General features: G+C 65.0%; 15 protein-coding genes and 5 pseudogenes. 9 read left to right on the top strand and 11 right to left on the bottom strand.

The features are described 5' to 3' along the window. The first annotated feature begins 183 nt into the window (after positions 1 to 183). Positions 184 to 1,108 (top strand): annotated as a pseudogene (gene era / locus NHF48_RS12320) (GTPase Era). A 230-nt stretch (positions 1,109 to 1,338) separates the two neighbouring features. On the opposite strand, the gene NHF48_RS12315 reads toward era, so the two are convergent. Further along, positions 1,339 to 2,070 (bottom strand): NAD-dependent deacylase, encoded by a 732-nt coding sequence (locus NHF48_RS12315; RefSeq protein ID WP_253071281.1) that lies wholly within the window; start codon positions 2,068 to 2,070, stop codon positions 1,339 to 1,341. A 172-nt stretch (positions 2,071 to 2,242) separates the two neighbouring features. Between NHF48_RS12315 and NHF48_RS12310 the strand changes: the two genes are divergently transcribed. The 5 genes and pseudogenes from NHF48_RS12310 (at position 2,243) to NHF48_RS12290 (ending at position 6,658) form a co-directional block, all read left to right on the top strand. Next, on the top strand, positions 2,243 to 2,656 hold the full coding sequence (locus NHF48_RS12310) for a hypothetical protein (RefSeq protein ID WP_253071280.1): 414 nt from the start codon (positions 2,243 to 2,245) through the stop codon (positions 2,654 to 2,656). Between the two features lie 249 nt (positions 2,657 to 2,905). Further along, positions 2,906 to 3,694 (top strand): hypothetical protein, encoded by a 789-nt coding sequence (locus NHF48_RS12305; RefSeq protein WP_253071279.1) that lies wholly within the window; start codon positions 2,906 to 2,908, stop codon positions 3,692 to 3,694. Positions 3,695 to 3,911: 217 nt separating this feature from the next. Next, positions 3,912 to 5,431: pseudogene (locus tag NHF48_RS12300) on the top strand (fumarate hydratase). Between the two features lie 44 nt (positions 5,432 to 5,475). After that, positions 5,476 to 6,102, top strand: a complete 627-nt coding sequence (locus NHF48_RS12295; RefSeq protein WP_253071278.1) for a hypothetical protein — start codon at positions 5,476 to 5,478, stop codon at positions 6,100 to 6,102. Positions 6,103 to 6,172: 70 nt separating this feature from the next. After that, complete coding sequence (locus tag NHF48_RS12290) at positions 6,173 to 6,658, top strand: DUF2501 domain-containing protein (protein ID WP_253071277.1); 486 nt, start codon at positions 6,173 to 6,175, stop codon at positions 6,656 to 6,658. Positions 6,659 to 7,395: 737 nt separating this feature from the next. Here the strand turns inward: NHF48_RS12290 and NHF48_RS12285 are convergent. Further along, the gene (locus NHF48_RS12285; RefSeq protein ID WP_342454639.1) at positions 7,396 to 8,025 is read right to left on the bottom strand and encodes a hypothetical protein; all 630 of its coding nucleotides are present in this window, start codon (positions 8,023 to 8,025) and stop codon (positions 7,396 to 7,398) included. Positions 8,026 to 8,137: 112 nt separating this feature from the next. On the opposite strand from NHF48_RS12285, the gene NHF48_RS12280 reads away from it, so the two are divergent. Beyond that, positions 8,138 to 8,515 carry a PRC-barrel domain-containing protein gene (locus tag NHF48_RS12280; protein ID WP_056065550.1) on the top strand — a complete coding sequence of 126 codons (378 nt, stop codon included), beginning with the start codon at positions 8,138 to 8,140 and terminating at the stop codon, positions 8,513 to 8,515. Positions 8,516 to 8,566: 51 nt separating this feature from the next. On the opposite strand, the pseudogene uvrB reads toward NHF48_RS12280, so the two are convergent. Further along, positions 8,567 to 10,768: pseudogene (gene uvrB / locus NHF48_RS12275) on the bottom strand (excinuclease ABC subunit UvrB). Positions 10,769 to 11,048: 280 nt separating this feature from the next. On the opposite strand from uvrB, the pseudogene NHF48_RS12270 reads away from it, so the two are divergent. After that, a pseudogene (locus NHF48_RS12270) lies at positions 11,049 to 11,880 on the top strand (ferredoxin--NADP reductase). 172 nt (positions 11,881 to 12,052) lie between these two features. Further along, positions 12,053 to 12,439: a VOC family protein gene (locus NHF48_RS12265; RefSeq protein WP_253071275.1), complete on the top strand. Its 387-nt coding sequence runs from the start codon at positions 12,053 to 12,055 to the stop codon at positions 12,437 to 12,439. Between the two features lie 291 nt (positions 12,440 to 12,730). On the opposite strand, the gene NHF48_RS25985 is transcribed toward NHF48_RS12265, so the two are convergent. The 8 genes and pseudogenes from NHF48_RS25985 to NHF48_RS12230 all read right to left on the bottom strand — a co-directional run bounded on the left by NHF48_RS25985 (position 12,731) and on the right by NHF48_RS12230 (position 20,959). Beyond that, the gene (locus NHF48_RS25985) at positions 12,731 to 12,883 is read right to left on the bottom strand and encodes a hypothetical protein (protein ID WP_446741151.1); all 153 of its coding nucleotides are present in this window, start codon (positions 12,881 to 12,883) and stop codon (positions 12,731 to 12,733) included. A 28-nt stretch (positions 12,884 to 12,911) separates the two neighbouring features. Then, positions 12,912 to 13,910, bottom strand: coding sequence for an MBL fold metallo-hydrolase (locus NHF48_RS12260; protein WP_446741150.1), 999 nt, complete (start codon positions 13,908 to 13,910; stop codon positions 12,912 to 12,914). A 63-nt stretch (positions 13,911 to 13,973) separates the two neighbouring features. Beyond that, the gene (locus NHF48_RS12255; RefSeq protein WP_253071274.1) at positions 13,974 to 14,396 is read right to left on the bottom strand and encodes a DUF4345 domain-containing protein; all 423 of its coding nucleotides are present in this window, start codon (positions 14,394 to 14,396) and stop codon (positions 13,974 to 13,976) included. Continuing rightward, positions 14,393 to 14,851, bottom strand: coding sequence for a DUF2721 domain-containing protein (locus tag NHF48_RS12250; RefSeq protein ID WP_056065567.1), 459 nt, complete (start codon positions 14,849 to 14,851; stop codon positions 14,393 to 14,395). Before NHF48_RS12250 ends, NHF48_RS12255 begins: the two co-directional genes overlap by 4 nt. Before the next feature lie 134 nt (positions 14,852 to 14,985). Beyond that, positions 14,986 to 17,325 (bottom strand): TonB-dependent receptor, encoded by a 2,340-nt coding sequence (locus NHF48_RS12245; protein WP_253071273.1) that lies wholly within the window; start codon positions 17,323 to 17,325, stop codon positions 14,986 to 14,988. A gap of 88 nt (positions 17,326 to 17,413) precedes the next feature. Continuing rightward, positions 17,414 to 18,661, bottom strand: coding sequence for an MFS transporter (locus NHF48_RS12240; protein WP_253071272.1), 1,248 nt, complete (start codon positions 18,659 to 18,661; stop codon positions 17,414 to 17,416). A gap of 341 nt (positions 18,662 to 19,002) precedes the next feature. Then, positions 19,003 to 20,069 (bottom strand): annotated as a pseudogene (locus NHF48_RS12235) (LLM class flavin-dependent oxidoreductase). Continuing rightward, positions 20,066 to 20,959, bottom strand: coding sequence for an aldo/keto reductase (locus NHF48_RS12230; protein ID WP_253071271.1), 894 nt, complete (start codon positions 20,957 to 20,959; stop codon positions 20,066 to 20,068). Before NHF48_RS12230 ends, NHF48_RS12235 begins: the two are co-directional and overlap by 4 nt. Positions 20,960 to 20,989 lie beyond the last annotated feature (30 nt).

Genomic DNA, 20,989 nt, shown 5'->3' with positions numbered 1-20,989 from the left:
CAGCGGGTGCGACCCTCATTCACTTCATCTCTGCGTCCTCTGCGCCTCTGCGCGAACAAACTCTTTCTTCTCGGACTGCGCCCGACGCGCTGGCGAGTGAGGCCGCAGTTTGGCGGGAATGACGCGAGGGCGTTTTGTCTGTATGACCGTCCCCCGAATATCCCGATGCCGAAAAGAGCCTAAGTGACCGAACCTACCACGCCGGAAATCTCCACCCCCAAGCATTGCGGCCTCGTCGCCATCGTCGGCGCGCCGAACGCGGGCAAGTCGACGCTCGTCAACGCGCTCGTCGGCCAGAAGGTCGCGATCGTCAGCCCCAAAGCGCAGACCACGCGCGCGAAACTCATGGGCGTCGCGATCGAGGGCGACACGCAGATCCTGCTCGTCGACACCCCCGGCATCTTCGAGCCCAAGCGCCGCTTCGATCGCGCGATGGTCGCCGCTGCCTGGGGTGGCGCGGAAGGGTCGGACATCATCGCGCTGGTGGTCGACGCCAAGGGCGGCATCGGCGGCAAGGTCACCGCGATCGTCGAGTCGCTGGTCGGCCGCACCGAGCCGATCTGGCTGATCCTCAACAAGGTCGATCTCGCCGACAAGACCAAGCTGCTGATCCACGCCGAGAAACTCAACGCACTGCTCCCGTTCGCCGAGACGTTCTTCATCAGCGCCGGCACCGGCGACGGCCTTGCCCACTTCAAGACGCAGCTCGCCAAGGCGATGCCAGAAGGTCCGTGGCACTACCCCCGAAGATCAGGTCTCCGACTCGACCGAGCGTGCGCTCGCGTCCGAAGTGACGCGCGAGCAGCTGTACCTCCAGCTCCACGCTGAACTCCCCTATGCGAGCACGATCGAGACCGAACAGTATATCGAACGCCAGGACGGCTCGTTGGAGATTCACCAGCAGATCCTAGTCGAACGCCCCACCCAGCGCGCGATCGTGCTCGGCAAGGGCGGCGTCCGCATCAAGGAGATCGGCGCCCGCTCCCGCATCGAACTCGCCTCGATCACCGGCAAGCCCGTGCATCTCTACCTGCACGTAAAGGTAAAACCCGGCTGGGACGAAGACCGCGAAGTCTACCGCGACATGGGCCTAGACTGGGTCGACTGACCCTCGTTCAAAAGACTGTTCCCCCGCGAAGGCGGGGGCCCAGACTGGACTCCCGCCTTCGCGGGAGAACAATCTTTCCTACATCGGTCAGCACCAGTCCGCTGCCACCCCCACAACCACCCCGGCGGAGGCCGGGGCCCAGTTGGGGGACGGTCGTCACGACGGACAGCGCTCCGTTACTCAGGCCTTCCCAACTGGGCCCGGCCTCCGCCGGGGTGGATACCAGGTGACTAGCCGAGCACCTCGTCCACCCAAGCCGGCACCAGCACGCCCGCCGCACCGATCCGCGTCTGCTCGAAGAACACGCTCCCCATCGACGGATCGAGGTTCAGCTCCAGCGTCCGCGCGCCATGATACGCCGCGGTTTGCACGAACCCCGCCGCCGGATACACCGCGCCCGAAGTCCCGATCGAAACGAACAGATCGGCCTTCGCCAACGCTGCCTCGATCCGCTCCATCTGGTACGGCATCTCGCCAAAGAACACGATGTCCGGCCGCAACGCCGCCGCCCCGCACGCGCCGCACACCGACCCCTCCGGCAATGCCCCCGACCAAGGCTCACGCGCCCCACAAACGGCACACAGCGCCGACAACAACTCACCATGCATATGCAGCATCCGCGTCGCCCCAGCCCGCTCATGCAGGTCGTCGACATTCTGCGTGACGATCAGCAATTCGCCGTCCCAACCCGCATCCAGCCGCGCCAGCGCATGGTGCGCGACGTTAGGCTCGACCATCGCCAAAGCCGCGCGCCGCAGATCGTAGAACCGGTGCACCAGTCCCGGATCCGCCGCGAGCGCCTCGGGTGTGCACACGTCTTCGATCCTATAGCTTTTTGGAGCCAGATCATTTTCGTAAACATCCCAATAAGTTATGCCGCCTTTAGAGCGAAATGTAGGGACGCCGGACTCGGCGGAAACGCCCGCGCCCGTCAGGATTACAATGTTCTGGATATCGCGCATGGCGACAGAATACGCGAGTGACGGAATGTCGGAAAGTGGTGGAAAGCAGCCTTTCCCCTTTGGAGCGGGGCAATACCAAGTCTCGCCAACTCGACGGCGGCAATAGCCAAGTATTGTCGATAGACCGCAATCAGGATAAGCTGAAAGTATAAAATGTTTAGGGGATGAAGAAATGCGTAGAGTCCTGCTTGGTATGATCGTCTCAATCATCGCATCGGCGGCCGGAGTACAGGCTCAACAAGCGGGCGCGGGAGCGGGGCCGAACAACAGCGGTCCTGGAGACTTAAACCGTCAGCGGGTTTTCGAAGAGTTCCAGGTAGGCGTTGCCGACTCCAATCGATTGACGACGCGGCCTGTTCCGACGCTGCCGGGAGAAATTAGGCAGGGGCTGGACGTTCACGATTCAAAGGGATTGGTGATCGGCAAAGTCGAGTCTGTCGGTAAAAGCTTTGCGACGGTGTCGAGCGCGATCGGTAGCGTCGAGGTAGACTTCACCTCCTTTGCAAAAAACAAGAACGGGCTTTTGATCAATCTTCCCAAGAGCAAGATCGACGTGCTGATGGCGCGGGGGCATCCGGCATCGTGAGGGGCTGATAGGCTCAGCCCCGGCCGTCGCCTCTTCACAGGGCGGAGTGTCCCCCGCCGCGCTCCGCCGCGCCGACGTTCGACTTCGAAAAAGCGGACGGGCCGCAATCGCGTGATCCGATCGGACCGATGCGTCCGGTTTCTCCTGTCGGACGTTGAGCAGCATCGACCACGCCACCGTGGCCGTCCGCGACCCGTTCGCAGGTACCATGTCGGCGTCTAGGCCGGCAGAACTGAAGGATCCGATGCGATGTTGACGAAAAAGCTGATGCTGCTGAGCGGCGTGGTCGCGGTCCTTGGCGGCTGTGGTCAGACGACTTCGACAGACTCGAACACCTCGACCGCCAACATCGCCATGGGCAACACCACCGCGAGTGCGACCCCGGCCGTAAACCGCGTCCGCGGCGTGATCACCGCGATCGGCACCGATGCGCTGACCGTCCAGACCTATGACGGCAAGTCGGCCACCGTGCCGCTCGACCCCAACACCAAGTTCGCCTGGGTGGTGAAGTCCGACCTGTCGACGCTCAAGGATGGCGACTTCATCGGCACCGCGACGACTGGTCCCGACAATGCGTTGCGCGCGGTCGAACTGGTCATCTTCCCCGAGGCGATGCGCGGCACCGGCGAAGGGCACTATCCCTGGGACGTCCCCGGCGCGGTCGCGGCCGCGGGCGGCGGCACGAGCGGGTCAAGCGCAATGACCAACGGCACCGTCGACGGGCAGAGCGCGATGACCAACGGTACGGTCGATGGCCAAAGCGCGATGACGAACGGCACGGTCGCGCAACAGAGCGGCATGACCAACGGCACCGTTACCGGTGGCGCAGGCAAGCCCGGCGAGACCAAGCTGAGCATCTCGTACAAGGGCGGCAAGGCCCAGGTCGTCGTTCCCGTCGGCACGCCGATCGTCCGGTTCGAGCCGGCCGAGCGTACTGTCCTCGCCAAGGGCCAGAAGCTGTTCGCGATCGTTGCGACCGACTCCAAGGGCGCCAAGTCGGTCGCCGTCGGCAAGGACGGCCTGACGCCGCCGATGTAATCGTACTAACACTCTGAGATGACTAGGAAAGGTCGGGGTGGCGCTAAGGCCATCCCGACCTTTCTCGTTTGGTGGCATCGGATACGCGAGGGCACGTTGGTGTGACCTTATCGTAACCTTTGGCCGCTTGCGCCCGGATCACCACGACGGCCCCGTCTTCAAAATTCGCACGATCACCGCTAAGGCGGCTGCAAACCTGTATCCGTAAAGGCGCTGCATGACCGTCATCACCGAAGCCGACCTGATCGAAAGCGTCGCCGACGCACTCCAGTTCATCAGCTACTACCACCCGATGGATTACATCCGCGCGCTGGGCGTCGCGTACGAGGCCGAGCAGAGCCCCGCCGCCAAGGATGCGATCGCGCAGATCCTGACTAACAGCCGGATGTGCGCCGAGGGGCACCGCCCGATCTGCCAGGATACCGGCATCGTCACGATCTTCGTCAAATGGGGCCAGGACTGCCGCCTCGAGTCGACCCGCAGCCTGCAGGAGGTCGTCGACGAAGGCGTGCGGAAGGCGTATCTCAACCCCGAGAACAAGCTGCGCGCGTCGATCCTCGCCGACCCCGCCTTCACCCGCCGCAACACCAAGGACAACACGCCGAGCGTGATGCATGTGGAGATGGTGCCGGGCAACACCGTCTCGATCGACGTCGCGGCGAAGGGTGGCGGCAGCGAGAACAAGTCGAAGTTCAAGATGATGAACCCGAGCGATTCGATCGTCGACTGGGTGCTTGAGATGATCCCGCAGATGGGCGCCGGCTGGTGCCCGCCGGGGATGCTCGGCATCGGCATCGGCGGCACCGCCGAGAAGTCGATGATCCTCGCCAAGCAGTCGCTGATGGGCTCGATCGACATGGCGCAGCTGAAGGCGCGCGGGCCGAAGAACGACATCGAGGCGCTGCGGATCGAGATCTACGACAAGGTCAACGCGCTCGGCATCGGTGCGCAGGGGCTGGGCGGACTGTCCACCATCCTCGACGTGAAGATCTTCGACTGGCCGACGCACGCCGCGTCGAAGCCGGTGGCGATGATCCCGAACTGCGCCGCCACCCGCCACGCGCATTTCGTGCTCGACGGCTCCGGGCCCGGTGTATCTGGAGGCGCCGAAGCTGGAGGAATGGCCCGACGTCAACTGGACGCCCGACAAGGCCGCGATCCGGGTCGATCTCGACACGCTGACGCCGGACGTCGTGCAGACGTGGAAGCATGGCGACCGCCTGCTGCTCAACGGCAAGATGCTGACCGGGCGCGACGCGGCGCACAAGCGGATCAAGGACATGCTCGATGCGGGCGAGCCGCTGCCGGTCGATTTCAAGGGTCGCGTGATCTATTATGTCGGGCCGGTCGATCCGGTCGGCGAGGAAGTCGTCGGACCTGCGGGCCCCACCACGGCAACGCGGATGGACAAGTTCACGCGGATGATGCTCGACCAGGGCCTGCTGGCGATGGTCGGCAAGGCGGAGCGCGGGGGGCGATGCGACCAAGGCAATCGCGGAGGCTAAGTCTGCATACCTGATGGCGGTCGGCGGGGCGGCGTATCTCGTGGCGCGCGCAATCAAGGGATCGAAGGTCGTCGGTTTCGCGGATCTCGGCATGGAAGCGATCTACGAGTTCGAGGTCAGCGACTTCCCGGTGACCGTCGCGGTCGATTCCGCCGGCGAGAACGTCCACCAGCTCGCACCTTTGGTCTGGCGTGATAAGATCGCGCGCGAAGGCTTGCTGACGCCGGCATGACGACGCGCGCAGGCAGAAGGGGGCGGGGGCCCGTCCGGTGGGTCGTGGCCTTCCTCCTTCTGCTTGCCGTCGCGGTCGTCCACGCGCCGCAGTTGCTCGCGTTTCCGTATAAGCAGCACGTCGGCACCGTCACCGTCTATGCCGAGCGTCCGATCGATCCTCGGATCGGCAGCGAGCTGGCGCGTGCCGAGGGCTTGTTGCGCACCAGTCCGCTCTACACCGGTCCGCTCGATCGCTCGCTGTTCCTGACGGACGGTGGCTGGCGGTGGCGCCTTCTGGCGATCCAGTCACCGGGCGCCTTCGCGTTCCGCCGGCCGTTCAGCACGGCGATCGTTTTCAACCGCAGCGACGTCGCCGCCGACCGCGTGACGAACGGTCGTGCGATCGGTGGTACCCGGACGCTGTCCGGCGTGATCGCGCACGAGACGACGCACATCATGATCGCCAACCATCTTAGCGAACTGCGCGGTGCTATGCTCCCGACCTGGCAGCAGGAGGGGTATGCGGATCATGTCGCGCGCGAGAGCAGCCTGACGGACGCGGAGGCCGCCCGCCTTCGACAGACCGATCCGGCCGCGCCGGCGCTGGTCTATTACGATGCTCGCCGACGGGTGGCGGCGGCGTTGGGCGCAAAGCGCGGATCGGTCGACGCGTTCTTCGCGGGCGGCTGAACGAAGCCGAGCCCGGAACGCACCCCGGCCAGTCCTGTTAGTAATACGACCTTATCGGAGCACGCTCATCATGCCCAAGACCGCAATCGCCCTCGTCGCAGCCTTCGCCCTAGCGACCACGGCCTCGGCCCAGACCACCGCGCCGCAATCGGCGTCGACTCAGGGTGGCCTGGGCAGCCTCGGGGGACTCGGCGGTCTGCTAGGTGGCGCGTTGCCGAACGTCGGATCGATCGGCGCGGGCAATGCTGCCGGCCTGCTCGGCTATTGCCTGAAGAACAATCTGCTCGGGCAAGGCGGTGCGCTTGGCGCCTTAACTGGCGGGCGGAATGCAGCGTCACGAGCGGGCAGCGCGAAGGCCCCGGCCACCGGCGCGCAATCGATCCTCCAGCGACTGACTGGACGACAGGGTGTGCAGACGTCGCCGGGCTATGCCGCGGGACAGGAAGGCGAAGTGCAGGCGCCAAACGGCCAGGCGTTTTCACTCGACGCTCTCGGCGGGCAGGTGAAGACGAGGATGTGCAGCATCGTCCTCAACCGGGCGAAGTCGTTCCTGTAGGGGTCGTTACGGACAAAGGGCGCGGCGCGGGCAACACGCGTAGTAGATCGAGGTGCCTACATCAGCAGCCCACTTGGTCCCGTCTCTCCCTCGTCATCCTGACGAAAGTCAGGATCCAGAGTAACCGAATGCAGCCCTTCGCGACCCTGGATCCTGACTTTCGTCAGGATGCGGCGGGAGCGGGGGCATGCATGTGTGCGCTCTCGGCTGCTCAGCGTTGGCCCGTTGCGGGCTCGACTTTGGGTGCTCAACCGTAAAGCTGATTACAGAAAATGACCGGTGCCTAGGGTGAGGCAAGCACCTACTCAGCCACGCCTGCCGACATCGTCAGGTCGGAAGGGCCGGAGTGGTTCGACAACGGCGGACCTGTTCCGCTCACGCAATGTCTCAAAGCACCGGATCGACCAGCGGCCCCAACCCGACACCCCCACAAACGAAAAGAGGCTGCCGGATCGTCTGACGACGAACCGACAGCCTCCTGACATGGTCAGCGGCCGGAGAGCTCCAGCCCGGAGGACCATGCGTACCGCTTATCCTGTGACACACGCGTTGACTGGGAGAGAATACTCCCCACGCATGTCGGCGGCGTTAGCGGTGCGTCCCCCGAACGAACCGAACCGAACTCACTGCTGAACCATGAGACATCGGATCACCTCCTTTCGCTTGTTGAAACAACGCGGCCAAGCCTGACCGCAACGCCAATGTGTGCCGACCGCGCCTGCGATACAAGCCTTGTTTTACGGAAGTTTTCGGGCAATCCTGTGCGACTGCCGGTTCATCGAAATCAGCCGCGGCAATCTTCGGTGACCCGCTCTATTTCGGCCCAGGCGGGCACGACCAGCGGCGGCAGTCCGGCCTGCTGGACAACGAACCGCCCGCGACTGAACCCCATCGCCTCCAGCAACGAATCGTTCGGCATCAGCGCGGCTGCGACATAGGGCGGCGTGCCCCCCGGTCGGTTGTACGGACACGGCGCGCGTCACGCTCGACGTGCGGATTGTGAGCGGCGTCGCCGTGCTCCCCGCGCGCGACAGGTAGACCTGGCGCGCCGCGGTGTCGCACCGCACGGTCAGCGAGGCGTCGGCATTGGCAGGCCCGAACAACGCGATCGAGCCGCGCGCATCGCGGCGATAGACCCAAGTCCCCGGCGAATACGGCCAGTCGCGCCAGTCGGCAGCAATCGGTGTCGGACGCGGCTCCGGGGCAGGGGCCGGGGCCACGGTGCGCGGCGGGGGCGGCGCTTCCGCACGCGGCGGCGGCACGCAACCCGCGATCGACGCAAGCGTCGCCAGACCGGCAAGCCGCGCCAGGACGAGAGGGCGGGCAAGCGATCGCAAGCCGACGAGGTGAGGGGACGGAGTGCGCATCGCATCGCTATGCGGCACGCCCGGCGGTCGCTCAAGTACGACGAAGAGCGCCCGGCGGGAACCGCCGCACGGTGATACCGGTTCAACGACGGAAGAAATCAGGAGAACGTCCATGTCCGATACCGCCGCCCAGACGCCCACCCAGCTGCTCGTCCAGTCGAACATCTCCGGCACGATGAAGGTCGAGAGCCGCGACGGCGACAATGTCGGCTCGGTCCACGCGTTCATGGTCCACAAGGGCACCGGCCGCGTCACCCACGCCGTGCTCAGCCTCGGCGGCTTCCTCGGGATGGGCAAGAGCTTCTACCCGCTGCCGTTCGCGCTCCTCCAGTTCGACGCGGTCCGCGACCTTTACGTGGTCACGATCGACAAGCGCGTCCTCGAAGGCGGCCCGAGCTGGGCGAACAACGCACCCGTCTTCGACCAGGCTTATGCCGATCGCGTCGCAAGCTATTACGGGTCGAGCAGCGAAGACCTCGTCGTCGGCTAAGCTACATTTCGACCGGTGCGGGTAAGTTGCCCGCACCAGTGACGTCCGCGATCACCGCGATCGCGAACCGCCCATCCGCATTTTCTGACTCTTGCCGTAACGCGTTTTGCGCGTGCCGGGCTTGCCCTCGTTGGACCGCCCCATGACAGGCGCTTTCTGCTGGTCGACTGGCAGGCCGAGCTCCCTCGTTCTCCAGCTGGCGGATTTCATCGCGCAGTCGCCCGGCGGTCTCGAACTCCAGATCGCTCGCCGCCTTGCGCATCTGCTTCTCGAGGTCCTCGATATACGCGCGCAGGTTGTGGCCGACCATGTGAGGGCGGTCCTCGTCGATCGGGATCGTCACCTGATCCTGGCTCGCGACGTGCGCGATGATATCGCCGATGTTGCGGCGGATCGTCGTCGGGGTGATCCCGTGCTCGGTGTTGTACGCGACCTGCTTCTCGCGGCGGCGCGACGTCTCGTTCATCGCGCGTTCCATCGATCCGGTGACGCGGTCGGCGTACAGGATCACGCGGCCGTCGACGTTGCGCGCGGCGCGACCGATCGTCTGGATCAGGGACGTCTCGGAACGCAGGAAGCCTTCCTTGTCCGCATCAAGGATCGCGACCAGCCCGCATTCGGGAATGTCCAATCCCTCGCGCAACAGGTTGATGCCGATCAGGACGTCGTAGACGCCGAGACGGAGATCTCTGATAAGTTCGATGCGTTCCAGCGTCTCGACGTCGCTGTGCATGTAGCGGACCTTGATCCCCGCCTCGTGCATGTACTCTGTGAGATCTTCGGCCATCCGCTTGGTCAGCGTGGTGACGAGCGTGCGATAGCCGAGCGCCGTGGTCTTGCCGACCTCGACGATCAGGTCCTGGACCTGCTCCTCGACCGGCTTGATCTCGACGGGCGGATCGATCAGCCCGGTCGGGCGGATGACCTGTTCGGCGAACACGCCGCCGGTCTGTTCCATTTCCCAGCTGCCGGGTGTCGCCGAGACATAGGTCGTCGGCGGGCGCATCGCGTCCCATTCGTTGAAACGTAGCGGACGATTGTCGATCGCGCTCGGAAGGCGGAAGCCGTATTCGGCAAGCGTCAGTTTGCGACGGTGATCGCCGCGCGACATGCCGTTGATCTGGCCGATCGTGACGTGGCTCTCGTCGACGAACAGCAGCGCGTTGTCGGGGAGATATTCGAATAGCGTGGGCGGCGGCTCGCCCGGCATGCGGCCGGTGAGGAAGCGGCTGTAATTCTCGATCCCCGCGCAGGATCCGGTCGCCGCGATCATCTCCAGGTCGAAGTTCGTCCGCTGCTCAAGCCGCTGCGCCTCCAGCAGCTTGCCCTCCAGCACCAGCTCCTTCAGCCGCTCGGCCAGTTCGTGCTTGATCGCCTCGCCCGCCTGCTTGAGCGTCGGGCCGGGCGTCACGTAATGCGAATTCGCGTACACGCGCACCGAGTTCAGCGACGCGACCTTCTTGCCGGTCAGCGGATCGAACTCGATGATCTCCCTCGATATCGTCGCCGAAGAACGAGATGCGCCACGCGCTGTCCTCGTAATGCGACGGGAAGATCTCCAACGTATCGCCCTTCACGCGGAAATTGCCGCGCTGGAACGCCGCGTCGTTGCGCTTGTACTGGAGCGCGACGAGTTTACGCACGATCTCGCGCTGGTCGACCGTCGTGCCCTTCTTGAGGTCGAAGATCATCGCCGAATAGGTCTCGACCGAGCCGATACCGTACAGGCACGACACCGACGCGACGATGATAACGTCGTCGCGTTCGAGCAGCGCGCGGGTGGCCGAATGCCGCATTCGGTCGATCGACTCGTTGGTCGACGATTCCTTCTCGATGTAGGTATCCGAGCGCGCGACATACGCCTCGGGCTGGTAATAATCGTAATAGCTGACGAAATATTCGACCGCGTTGTCGGGGAAGAACGACTTCATCTCGCCGTAGAGCTGTGCGGCCAGGATCTTGTTGGGCGCGAGGATCAGCGCGGGGCGCTGGACGCGGTTGATGACGCTGGCCATCGTGAAGGTCTTGCCCGAGCCGGTGACGCCGAGCAGCACCTGGTCCTTCTCCCCGTCGCCGATCGCGGAGACGAGTTCGGCGATCGCAGTCGGCTGGTCGCCCGCGGGTTCGTATTCGCTGACGAGGTTGAACCGTTTGCCGCCCCTCGACCTTGTCGGGACGCGCGGTCGGGCGGTGCGGGACAAAGCTTTCGCCGGTTTCGGGCTCGGCGAGGCTGGTGCGGATCTGAATGGCCATCGAGGGGGAATATGGGGAACATGGCCTGAGTCGGCAACGGCCAGTGATCACCGGTGATAGCCAACTTCGTTCTCCTGCGAACGCAGGAGTCCAGGGTTGCGGGGTACGCCGTTCGTGATCCTGCGCTCCTGCGTTCGCAGGAGAACGGGGAGATACGATGCGGCGGTTTGGGCAACGCCAAGTTTAGCTGTTGTTGACCCGTCCGGCTCGCGCCCATAATGCGACCGTTTCGCAAGCCATCGATCCGCCAGCGCCCGCGCGTAGGCCAAGGAATAGACGCATGACCGCCCCGACCGTCGAAGCAACCCGCGCGCCCGCGCTGATCCCCGAGACCCCCCGCGTTCCTCAACGCCAAGGTGCTGTGGGTGCGTCACTGGAACGAACATCTGTTCAGCTTCGCGATCGAGCGGCCATCGACTTTCCGCTTCCGCTCGGGCGAGTTCGTGATGATCGGTCTTCCGCAGGAGGGCGGCAAGCCGATCATGCGCGCCTATTCGATCGCGTCCCCGCATTATTCGGAGGAACTCGAGTTCCTGTCGATCAAGGTCGAGGACGGCCCGCTGACCTCGAAGCTCCAGCTGATCCAGCCCGGCGACGAAGTGTATCTCGGCAAGAAGCCGACGGGCACGCTGGTGCTCGACGCGCTGCTGCCGGGGAAGCGGTTGTTCATGTTCTCGACCGGCACCGGCCTCGCGCCATTCCTCAGCCTGATGCGCGACCCCGACGTGTACGCGGCGTATGAGCAGGTGATCGTCGTGCACAGCGTGCGCCGCGTGAGCGATCTCGCCTATCACGACGATATGGTAGGCCTGCTGGCGGAGGACCCGCTGATCGCCGACGAAGCGCAGACGCAGTTCCACTACATCCCGACCGTGACGCGCGAGCCGTTCCGCACCACGCGGCGGATCGGTGCGCTGATCGAGGATGCCTCACTGTTCGGCCACCCGGTCCGCGGCGAGCAGAAGCTCAACCCCGAGACCGACCGCGCGATGCTGTGTGGCTCGACCGAGATGATCAAGGAATTCGCGGTGATGCTCGAGGCGAATGGCTTCGAGGAGGGCGCGAATTCTAAGCCGGGCACGTTCGTGATCGAGCGCGCCTTCGTCGGCTGACCCACGACCGCAACGCTAGCTGTTCCCCCGCGAACGCGGGGGCCCAGGGATTACATCACCGTTGAATGCCGGGAGGGTTCGGGCCTGGACCCCCGCCTTCGCGAGGGAGCAGCTAGTTGCGTCCCCCGCGTAACCCGCCGATATCGCTCCTTATTCATAAGAGGAGAGACCCATGATCGGCTACGCGACGCTCGGCACCAACGATATCGATACTGCGCTCACCTTCTACGATGCGCTGTTCGCGACGGTCGGCGGCAAGCGCCTGATGCAGATGCCCGACGCACGCCAGCTCACCTTCTACGGCGCGGGCCCCGACAAGCCGATGCTCGTGATCGGCAAGCCCTATGACGGCGCGGCCGCGACCGCGGGCAACGGCACGATGGTCGCGCTGGCAGCGGACTCGCGCGAGCAGGTCGACCAAGTCTACGCCAAGGCGATCGAACTCGGCGGCGCGGACGAAGGCGCTGCCGGCACGCGTGGACCCGAGGAGATGGGCTTCTACGGCGCATATTTCCGCGATCCGGACGGCAACAAGCTCTGCGTGTTCAAGATGGGGTGAGGTGCGGGCTGTGTTCGGCGCCTATCGCGTCCGAGCGGGTACACCTCCCCGGCGAAGGCCGGGGCTCAGTTGGGGAACGTCGCTAACTTAACGCGGTCTTCCGTTACTGCGACCTTTCCAACTGGGCCCCGGCCTTCGCCGGGGTGGTCGGATGGGGGGCCGGCGTTACGCTTCTCTCTCGTTATTCTCCCGCGAAAGCGGGAGCCGAGTCTGGGTCTCCGCCTTCGCGGGGAAACAGGCTTACTTGGTCACAGGGGATACCCGCCGAACAGTTTCGAGCTGACGGAGAATTTAGCGCAAGTCCCGCACCGTCGGCGTATCGAGACACTGCAACAAAGCCGCCCGAGCCATCGGCGTTACCGTCACCGGCTTCACATACCCCGCAACCTCCACCGGCCGCCCGATCGCAACGGGCGCGAACCCAGTCTGCCCCGTGCACCGCATCGCCGCCGCCAGCAGTTTAGGCGGCGTATCATACCCCCTCGAACGACAGCCGGAACGTCCCCCAGTGGATCGGGATCGCGTGCGCCGCACCGAGCCGGCGATAGACCTCGACCGCGTCGACCGGTCCGATATGGCTACCGGACTCCATCTGGCCATCGACGAACCGAAACGCACCGATCGGGATCAGCGCCAGCCGGATCGGCCCGAGTGCCGCCGCCTCGACCGGCCATTGGCCATCGCCCATCCCGGTATCGCCCGCAAAGAACACGTTCCCGCCCGGCAGCGTGACGGCGAAGCTCGACCACAGCGCGCGATTTCGGTCGGTAAACCAGCGGCTGCCCCAATGATGGTTGCGCGTCACGACGACGTCGACGCCGGGCTTGATCGCCACCCGCTGGCCCCAGTCGAGCGCGGTCGCCTGCGCGCCGGTCTGGCCGATCACGCTGTCATTGCCCAAACTCGTGACGATCCGCGGCCGATCTCGCTCCCACAGCCGCTTCAGCGTCGCCTTGTCGAGATGGTCGTAGTGATTGTGGCTGACCAGCACGACGTCGATCTTCGGCAGCGCATCGAACGCGATCCCCGGCTCGGCGATACGACGTGGCCCCGTGCCCAGCGGCCCGGCCTTCTCCGCCCAGACCGGATCGGTGAGGATGTTGAGCCCCTGCGTCTGGATCAGCACACTGGCATGGCCGACCCACGTCACGACCATCCGCTCGCCCTCGACGCGCGCGGGCGGCGCGATGCGGTTCACCGCGACCGACTTCGGCCACCCAGGCCGGCCATCGCTGCCGGTGAAATACTTCCAGAAGAAGCTCGCACGGCCACCGCCGCTGCCCTTGGGCTGGATCTGCTTGGTATCCGCGTCGCCATCGGGATTGAAGAACCGCGCACCGTCGAAATGGGCCGAAGCCGACCCGCGATAATAGATCCGGTCGAGGAATTGCGGCACGATCGTCACGATCAGCGCACCGATCACGACCACCAACAGGATTGCACCGCCGACGATCTTCAATAGTCTCGTCACGGCGTTCCTGTCTGCATGGGATTGGATGTCGCCCCTAACGCACGCTGGCGATCATCGTTCAGATCAAGCGTGCGATGCGGTCCGCCGCGCGAAATTCCGCCGCGCGAAATTCCATTGCCAGAGCATCAGCAACGGCACGACGATCGTCTCCATGCCCAGACCGAGCACATGGCCCTGCGACGGCACGCCGACCGCGATCAACGATATAAGCCGTGATACGCCCCCGACGAAGATCAGCCCGCCGAGCAGCCGGAACCGCGGTCCCTTGCGCTCGATATTCGGGATGCAGCTGACGAACCCGAGCCCGGTCGCGAAGAATATCCCCGAGATATACCGGAAATGGCTGTCGAGATCCCTCGGCACATCGGCCAGATGCCCGAATGGCGCAGGGCCGTGCAGGACGCCCTGGCCGCCGACGATCAGCGGCAACAGGCACGCCACCGCGATCACGGCCTGCAATAGGCGCTTCTCGATAGAGCCGGTCATGGCAGGGGCCTCAGCAATTCGGGGCGGATACGAAATGCGCGGAGCGAAATCCGCACCTCGAAGATGAACGAGATCAGCGCGGCGATCAGCAGGATCATCGCGAGAATGAAGCACACCGCGACGTAGGTCCCGAAGTGCAGCTTGGCGAGTTCGGCGATGAACAGCAGCGCGATCAGGATGCACGTCATGATCGCACTGGAGACCGCGAGGAACAGCGCAGCGTTGATGATCGTCATCCGGCGGTCGAGTAGGCGCAGTTCCCAGACGAAGCGGACATGCTCCGGCCCGGTGCTGCTCGCGTGGAGATGTTCGAGCTTCCGCGCGCGGTCGATCACCCGTGACAGGCGGCCGGCCAGCACGTTCAGCAACTGGCCGATACCCGCCAGCATGAACACGGGCGCTAGCGAAAGCTGGATCGTCTGGGCGATCGTCGAGACGGCGGGTATCGTCGGCATGCGGGCACCATGTGGTAAAACGCGTTCGATAGGAAGAACGCGCGTACTGCATGGCGCGGCAATTACAGCGGCTTGTCTACTGAAGGGGGCGATCCAACCTCAACGCATCAGCAGGGGGCGGAATCGAGGCTCGATCAGAAGTCCTTGCGCAGCAGCAGCCCGGCATAGCGCTTGTCGTCGCGCGGCACGAACCGCACCGTGCCCGCAAACGTGCCCGCGGTGAGGAACGACGAATAGGAGGTGTTCGTCAGGTTCTTCACATACGCGCGCAGCTGCCAGCCGGACGTATCGCTCAGCACCGCGACGCTCGCATTCCAGATCGCGTAGGACGGCTGGACCGTGCTCGGCGTCTCGGCGAGCGAATATTGCACCTTGCTGCTGAACGTGACGTCGGTCTGGAGTTCCAGCGCCAGCGTATCGGTCAGCCCGAACTTGTACGCCGCATTCTCGTACAGCTTGATCTTCGGCGCATAGGGGAGCGGCTGGCCGTTGATGTTGCAGCTCGTCGGCGCGCCGGTCGGGCAGAGGAAGTTGCGGACCGTCGCGTCGGTATAGGCGGCGGAGATATCGAGCGTCAGGCCCTTGGTCGGGCGCAGGGTCACATCCGCCTCGACCCCGCGCGAGCGGACCGATCCGGCGTTGATCAGCCGGCTGACCTGCGCGCCCGCAACGACGTCGTTGAAGCTCGCCTGATACCCGTCGAAATTGGTCGTGAACGCCGCCAGACTGTAGCTTAGCGCACGGTTCGCGGTGCTGCCCTTCAGCCCGATCTCGTAGGAATTGGACGTTTCCGGGCTCAGCGGCACCTCGTCGAGCGGCGTCGTCGCGTTCAGAGACCGCATGTTGAAATATACGTTGTACGCCGGGCCCTTATAGCCGTGCGAATAGGTGAAATAGGTCTGCGCATGCTCGCCGAGATCATATTGAAGCCCGAGGCGATAGCTGTCGCCGCGCTTGTCGATCCCGCCGGTTGCGTTGTGATAGGCGCGGACGCCGGGCCGATCGAGCGCCGCCGCGCCGGTGCTGAGCGGATCCGCGGTCGAGGTGCGGACGTGGTAGAAATCGAGGCTGTCCCAGGTCGAGCGATAGCCGGCAATACCGCGGAATTTCGGCGTGAAATTGACGTTCGCCTCACCGAACAGCGCGTAATTGTCGTTGGTGATGCCGTAGTTGGCGACGCCCGTCGTCGTGCTTTGCGCGCCACCCGCGGCGAGTGAGGTCAGCGTGCGCTGGTATCGCTCGTCGGTCGCTGCGTGGAGGTAATAGGCGCCGACGACGTAATCGATCAGCCCGCCCTTGGGCGACGTCAGCCGCAGTTCCTCGGAGAATTGCTTGGTATTGACGCTGCCTGCGTCCTGCCCCGACGGGAACGCGGTCGAGAGCGCGGCGACGCTGTCGTAGTCCTGGCGCTGGTTGTTGAGCCATTGCCGCCAACCGGTGATCGAGGTGACGTGGTGACCACCGAGCGCGAGTTCGCCGGTAAACGACCCGCCGTAATTTTCGTCCTTCACGTCGGTGATCGTATTGTTGTTGGTCCGGCGATTGCTTGGTCCCGCGACGATCCCGCTCGCGCCCAGCGCGGCGGCGAGGTCGGGCGAGTTGGTGACGACACCGGTCGGATAGGCGGTGCGGCTGGTGGTGGCATAGACGCTGGTCGGCGTCGTATCGTGCGAGTTGAGATAGTCGCCGATGATCGTGAACTTCAGGTCGTCGGATGGCGTCACGACCAGCTTGCCGCGTGCGCCATAGCGCCGGTATCCGTTGACGTCCTGGTTGCGTGCGACGTTGCGGACGTTGCCCTTATAGTCGTCGTACAGACCGCCGATCAGCGCCTGTACCTTGCCGGGGACGAGCGCGCCCGAGATGCCGGCCTTGATCCGGTATTCCTCGTCGGAGGTGATGCCGGCCTCGCCGAACGCGCGGAACTCGTCGGTCGGGTTGCGGGTGACGATGTTGACCACGCCCGCCGAGGCGTTCTTGCCGAACAACGTGCCCTGCGGTCCGCGCAACACCTCGATCCGCTCGACTTCGCCGAGGTCGAGCGTCGATTGGCCGGGGCGGGTGAGGACGACGCCGTCGAGCACGGTGGATACCGATGGCTCGACGCCGGGCGAGGTCGTGATCGTGCCGACGCCGCGGATGAAGATCGTGCGATCCTTGTTCGACGCGCCGCTGCGGAAGCCGACCGAGGGGATCGTCGCGGCGATGTTCTCGACCGTGTTCAACTGGCGCTCGGCGAGCGACTTGCCGCTGACCGCGGTGATCGCGATCGGCACCGACTGGAGCGTCTCGTTGCGATAGCGTGCGGTGACGATCACTTCGTCGCTCTGCGCCGCCGGGGCGGGCGTGGTGGTCGGCGCAGTCACCGGTGTCGTCGCGGGAATATCCTGCGCAGTCGCCGGAGTGACGAGCGCGACGAGTGCGGTGCCGGCGAACAGCGCGACATGGCGCCGCTGGATGCGTGGATCGATCATGGGTTCCCTCCCCGAAATTGATGCCGCCTTGTAAATCCCATTCGCGCGATGGGTATAAAGAACGATATGCAGGTACGTCGTATCTGCTTTAGCGCGCCTCGATCGGACGCAGCCTCGGCAAGAGCAGCTGGATCCACCCGACCGCGAGCAGGTACGACACGCTCGCGAACAGGAATAACGGGAGATACCCGAGCCCTGCGGTGAGCACGAGCCCCGCGACCTTGGCGATCACCATCCCACCGACGTTGCCGCTGAACGATCCGAACGCCGTCACTTGGCCGAGCTTGTCTTGCGGCACGACGTCGGCGATCAGCGCGAAGAGATTGGTCGAAAATGCCTGATGTGCTGCCAGGGTCAGCGCCATGAGGCCGATCGTGACCGCATAATTGCCCGCGTAGAGCACCAGCGGGATCGGCAGCACGCACAGCGCGGCGACCAGCAAGATGCCTTTGCGGACAGCGTTGACGCTGTAGCCGAGGCTCAGAAGCCGCGTCGAAACCCCGCCGCCGAGCAGCGACCCGACCGCCGCGCCACCATAAGCAATGGCGAGCGGCACGCCGAGTGCGACGCCGGTCAGCCCGTATTGCCGGTGGAAGAAGTCGGGCAGCCAGAACAGCAGCAGCCACCAGGTCGCATCCGACAGGATCTTGGCGACCGCGATCGCCCAGGTCTGGCGGTTGCGCAGGATCGGACCGTACTCGGCGAGGGGAGCGGTATCCGTCTCGACCGGACGGGGCGGGGAGAAAGTCACGCGCCGTGTCGCGACCAGCCATACCGCAGCCCAGACGAGCCCTAGAGCGCCCGCCGCGACGAACGTCCCGCGCCACCCGACCAGCAGCGCTACGCCCGGGATCGCCAGCGGTGCCAGGATCGCGCCGATGCTGTTGGCGGCGTTGGTCGCGCCGAATCCGCTGGATCGCCAGTTCTTGGGCAGCACGGAGGCGATCGTTTTGATCCCGGTCGGCGTCCCCATCGCCTCGGTCGCGCCGAGGCTAACACGGATCATCACGAACTCGGTCATCGACCGCGCCCAACCATGCGCCATCGCCGCGATGCTCCACGCCGCGACGCCGATCGGGTTCGCCCATTTGACGCCGAGCTTGTCGACGATCCACCCGGTGAACAGGAATGCGAACGCCGCGCCGCCCTGGAACCATGCGGCGAGCGTCCCGTAATCGTCGTCGCTCCAGCCGAGATCGGTGGCGATCGTCGGTTTCAGGACGGAGATGATCTGGCGGTCGACGAGGTTGAGGATGCCGGCGGTGACGACGAGCGCGAACAACAGCGCGCGCGCACGAGCGCTGAGTTGCGCGACGGTCTTGGTAGGCTTGGTCATACGAGCCTAACATGGACGAGAGGCGCGCGGTGGCCAGCCAGTTTCTCTTCGCGGAGCCGGTTATTTGGTTGCAGCGGGTGGGGCTCACTCCGGATTGGCTTCGCGGCCATCTCCTTCGAGCACGCTTGTTTCCCCGCGAAGGCGGGGACCCAGACTGGGCTCCCACCTTCGCGGGAGAACAAGGAAGGGGAAGGGGCACCGCCAACCAAACACCACCCCGGCGAAGGCCGGGGCCCAGTTGGGGGACGGTGCCAACTGCGCGCAGTCTTTTGTTACTGCGATCTTTCCAACTGGGCCCCGGCCTCCGCCGGGGTGGTGCTACCGCCCGGGAACTCCCGTAATCAAATCACCAGCGGTCCATGCTCGATCCGCGGCAAGACATGCCGCGCAAACAGATCCGCCTCCGCCGCATGCGGATAGCCGGATAGAATAAACGCATCGATCCCCTCCGCCCGGTAAGCATTCAGCTTAGCCAGTACCTGATCCGGATCGCCAACGATCGCTGCCCCGCACCCAGACCGAGCCCGCCCGATCCCGGTCCACAGGTTCGCCTCGGCATACCCATCATCCGACCCCTCGCGCAACTCGGCCTGACGCCGCACGCCAGCCGACTGCGAGTCCAGCGAGCGCTCCCGGATCGCACGACCCTCGGCATCGTCGAGCTTCGAGAGTAGCAGGTCGGCGGCAACGCGGGCTTCCGCCTCAGTCTCGCGCACGACGACATGCACTCGGTATCCGAACCGCAACGTCCGCCCATACTTTGCCGCCCGCGACCGCAAATCCGCAACGATCGCCCGCACCGCATCCATCGTATCCGGCCACATCAAATACACGTCGGCATTGGTCGCCGCCGCATCGCGCGCCGCCTCCGAAAGCCCCCGAAATACAGCGCCGGACACGTCCCCGTCACCGTCGTCACGCGCGGCGGATCGACCTTCAGCTTCCAGAACTCGCCATCATGATCGAGCGGTTTGCCATCGAGCAACGTCCGCAGGATGTGCATCGCCTCGACCGTGCGCGCATAGCGCGGCGCGCTCTCCAGCTTCTCGCCCGGCAGGTCGCTCGAGATGATGTTGATCGCCAGCCGCCCGCCCAACATCCGGTCGATCGTCGCGATCTGGCGTGCGAGTTGCGGCGGCCAGCTCTCGCCGATCCGTACCGCCATCAGCAGCCGCAACCGCTTGAGCATCGGCGCGATCCCCGCCGCGAACGCGGTCGTGTCGATCCCCAGCGCATAGCCCGACGGCAGCAGGATATTGTCGTAGCCGGCGGTCTCGGCCTGCATCACGATGTCGCGGCAATGCTCCCAGCTCGATTTCAATGCCGCGTCGGGTACGCCGAGAAACTCGTAATCGTCGTCGCACAGCGCGGAGAACCAGCTGATCTCGCAGGGGGGCAGGACGGTCATGGCAGATTCTCACCCATACCGGCCTGCAGCACTGCATACCATTCAGCCCGCGTCCACTCGACCTTGTACGCCTCCGCCGACGCCGCGATCCGCGCCGGATTCTGCGACCCGACAATAGGAATGATTCGCGCGGGATGCGCCATGATCCACGCCAGCGTCGCGGTTGCCGCATCAACGCCGTAGCGCGCGCCATGCTCGGCCAGCAACTTGCCCGCAGGATGATCGCCCTGCGCCAGTCGCCCGCCACCGAGCGGCGACCACGCCATCACTGCCACGTCATGCCGCATCGCCTGATCGAGCGTCCCGTCGAACAGCGGCGCAGTCCGCAACGGCGAGAACTCAGGCTGCGTGCTGACGATCGGCTGGCTCAGGAAAGCCTGCAACGCGTCGAACTCGTCCACGCTGTAGTTCGACACGCCGATGCTGCGGATCTTGCCCGTCTCGACCATCCGGGTCAGCGTTTCGGCCACCTCGTGCGGATGCGTGAGGAAGTCGCGACGGTGGATCTGGTACAGGTCGACTTGCTCGACGCCGATCCGCGTCAGCGACGCGTCGAGCGCATCGGCAAGATACGTCGCGCTCGAATTATACGGGATGCCGGGACGGATGCCCGCCTTGGTCGCGATCACCATTTTCGCACGTAATGACCGGTCTTCGGCCAGCGCACGCCCGAACAGTTCCTCCGCCGAGCCGAACCCGGCGGGCACGTCGCAGCCATAGATATCGGCGGTATCGAAGAAGTTGATCCCGGCCCCCAAGGCCGCCTCAATCATGGCGTGGACCGGGGCGACCTCTCCGGCCAGCCGCCACATGCCCCAGGCTATCGGCGAAACAAGGATTTCGCTCTTGCCGAGCGGGCGAAGGTCGTTGGAAAGGCGGATCGTCGTCATGCAGGCGGCCATGGCATAGGGAATGACAGC

Origin of the sequence: Sphingomonas sp. H160509 (assembly GCF_024124765.2) — a bacterium.
Lineage (GTDB): Bacteria > Pseudomonadota > Alphaproteobacteria > Sphingomonadales > Sphingomonadaceae > Sphingomonas.
Note: the sequence above shows the minus strand (reverse complement) of the source record. Positions and strands in the feature narration are given on the sequence as shown.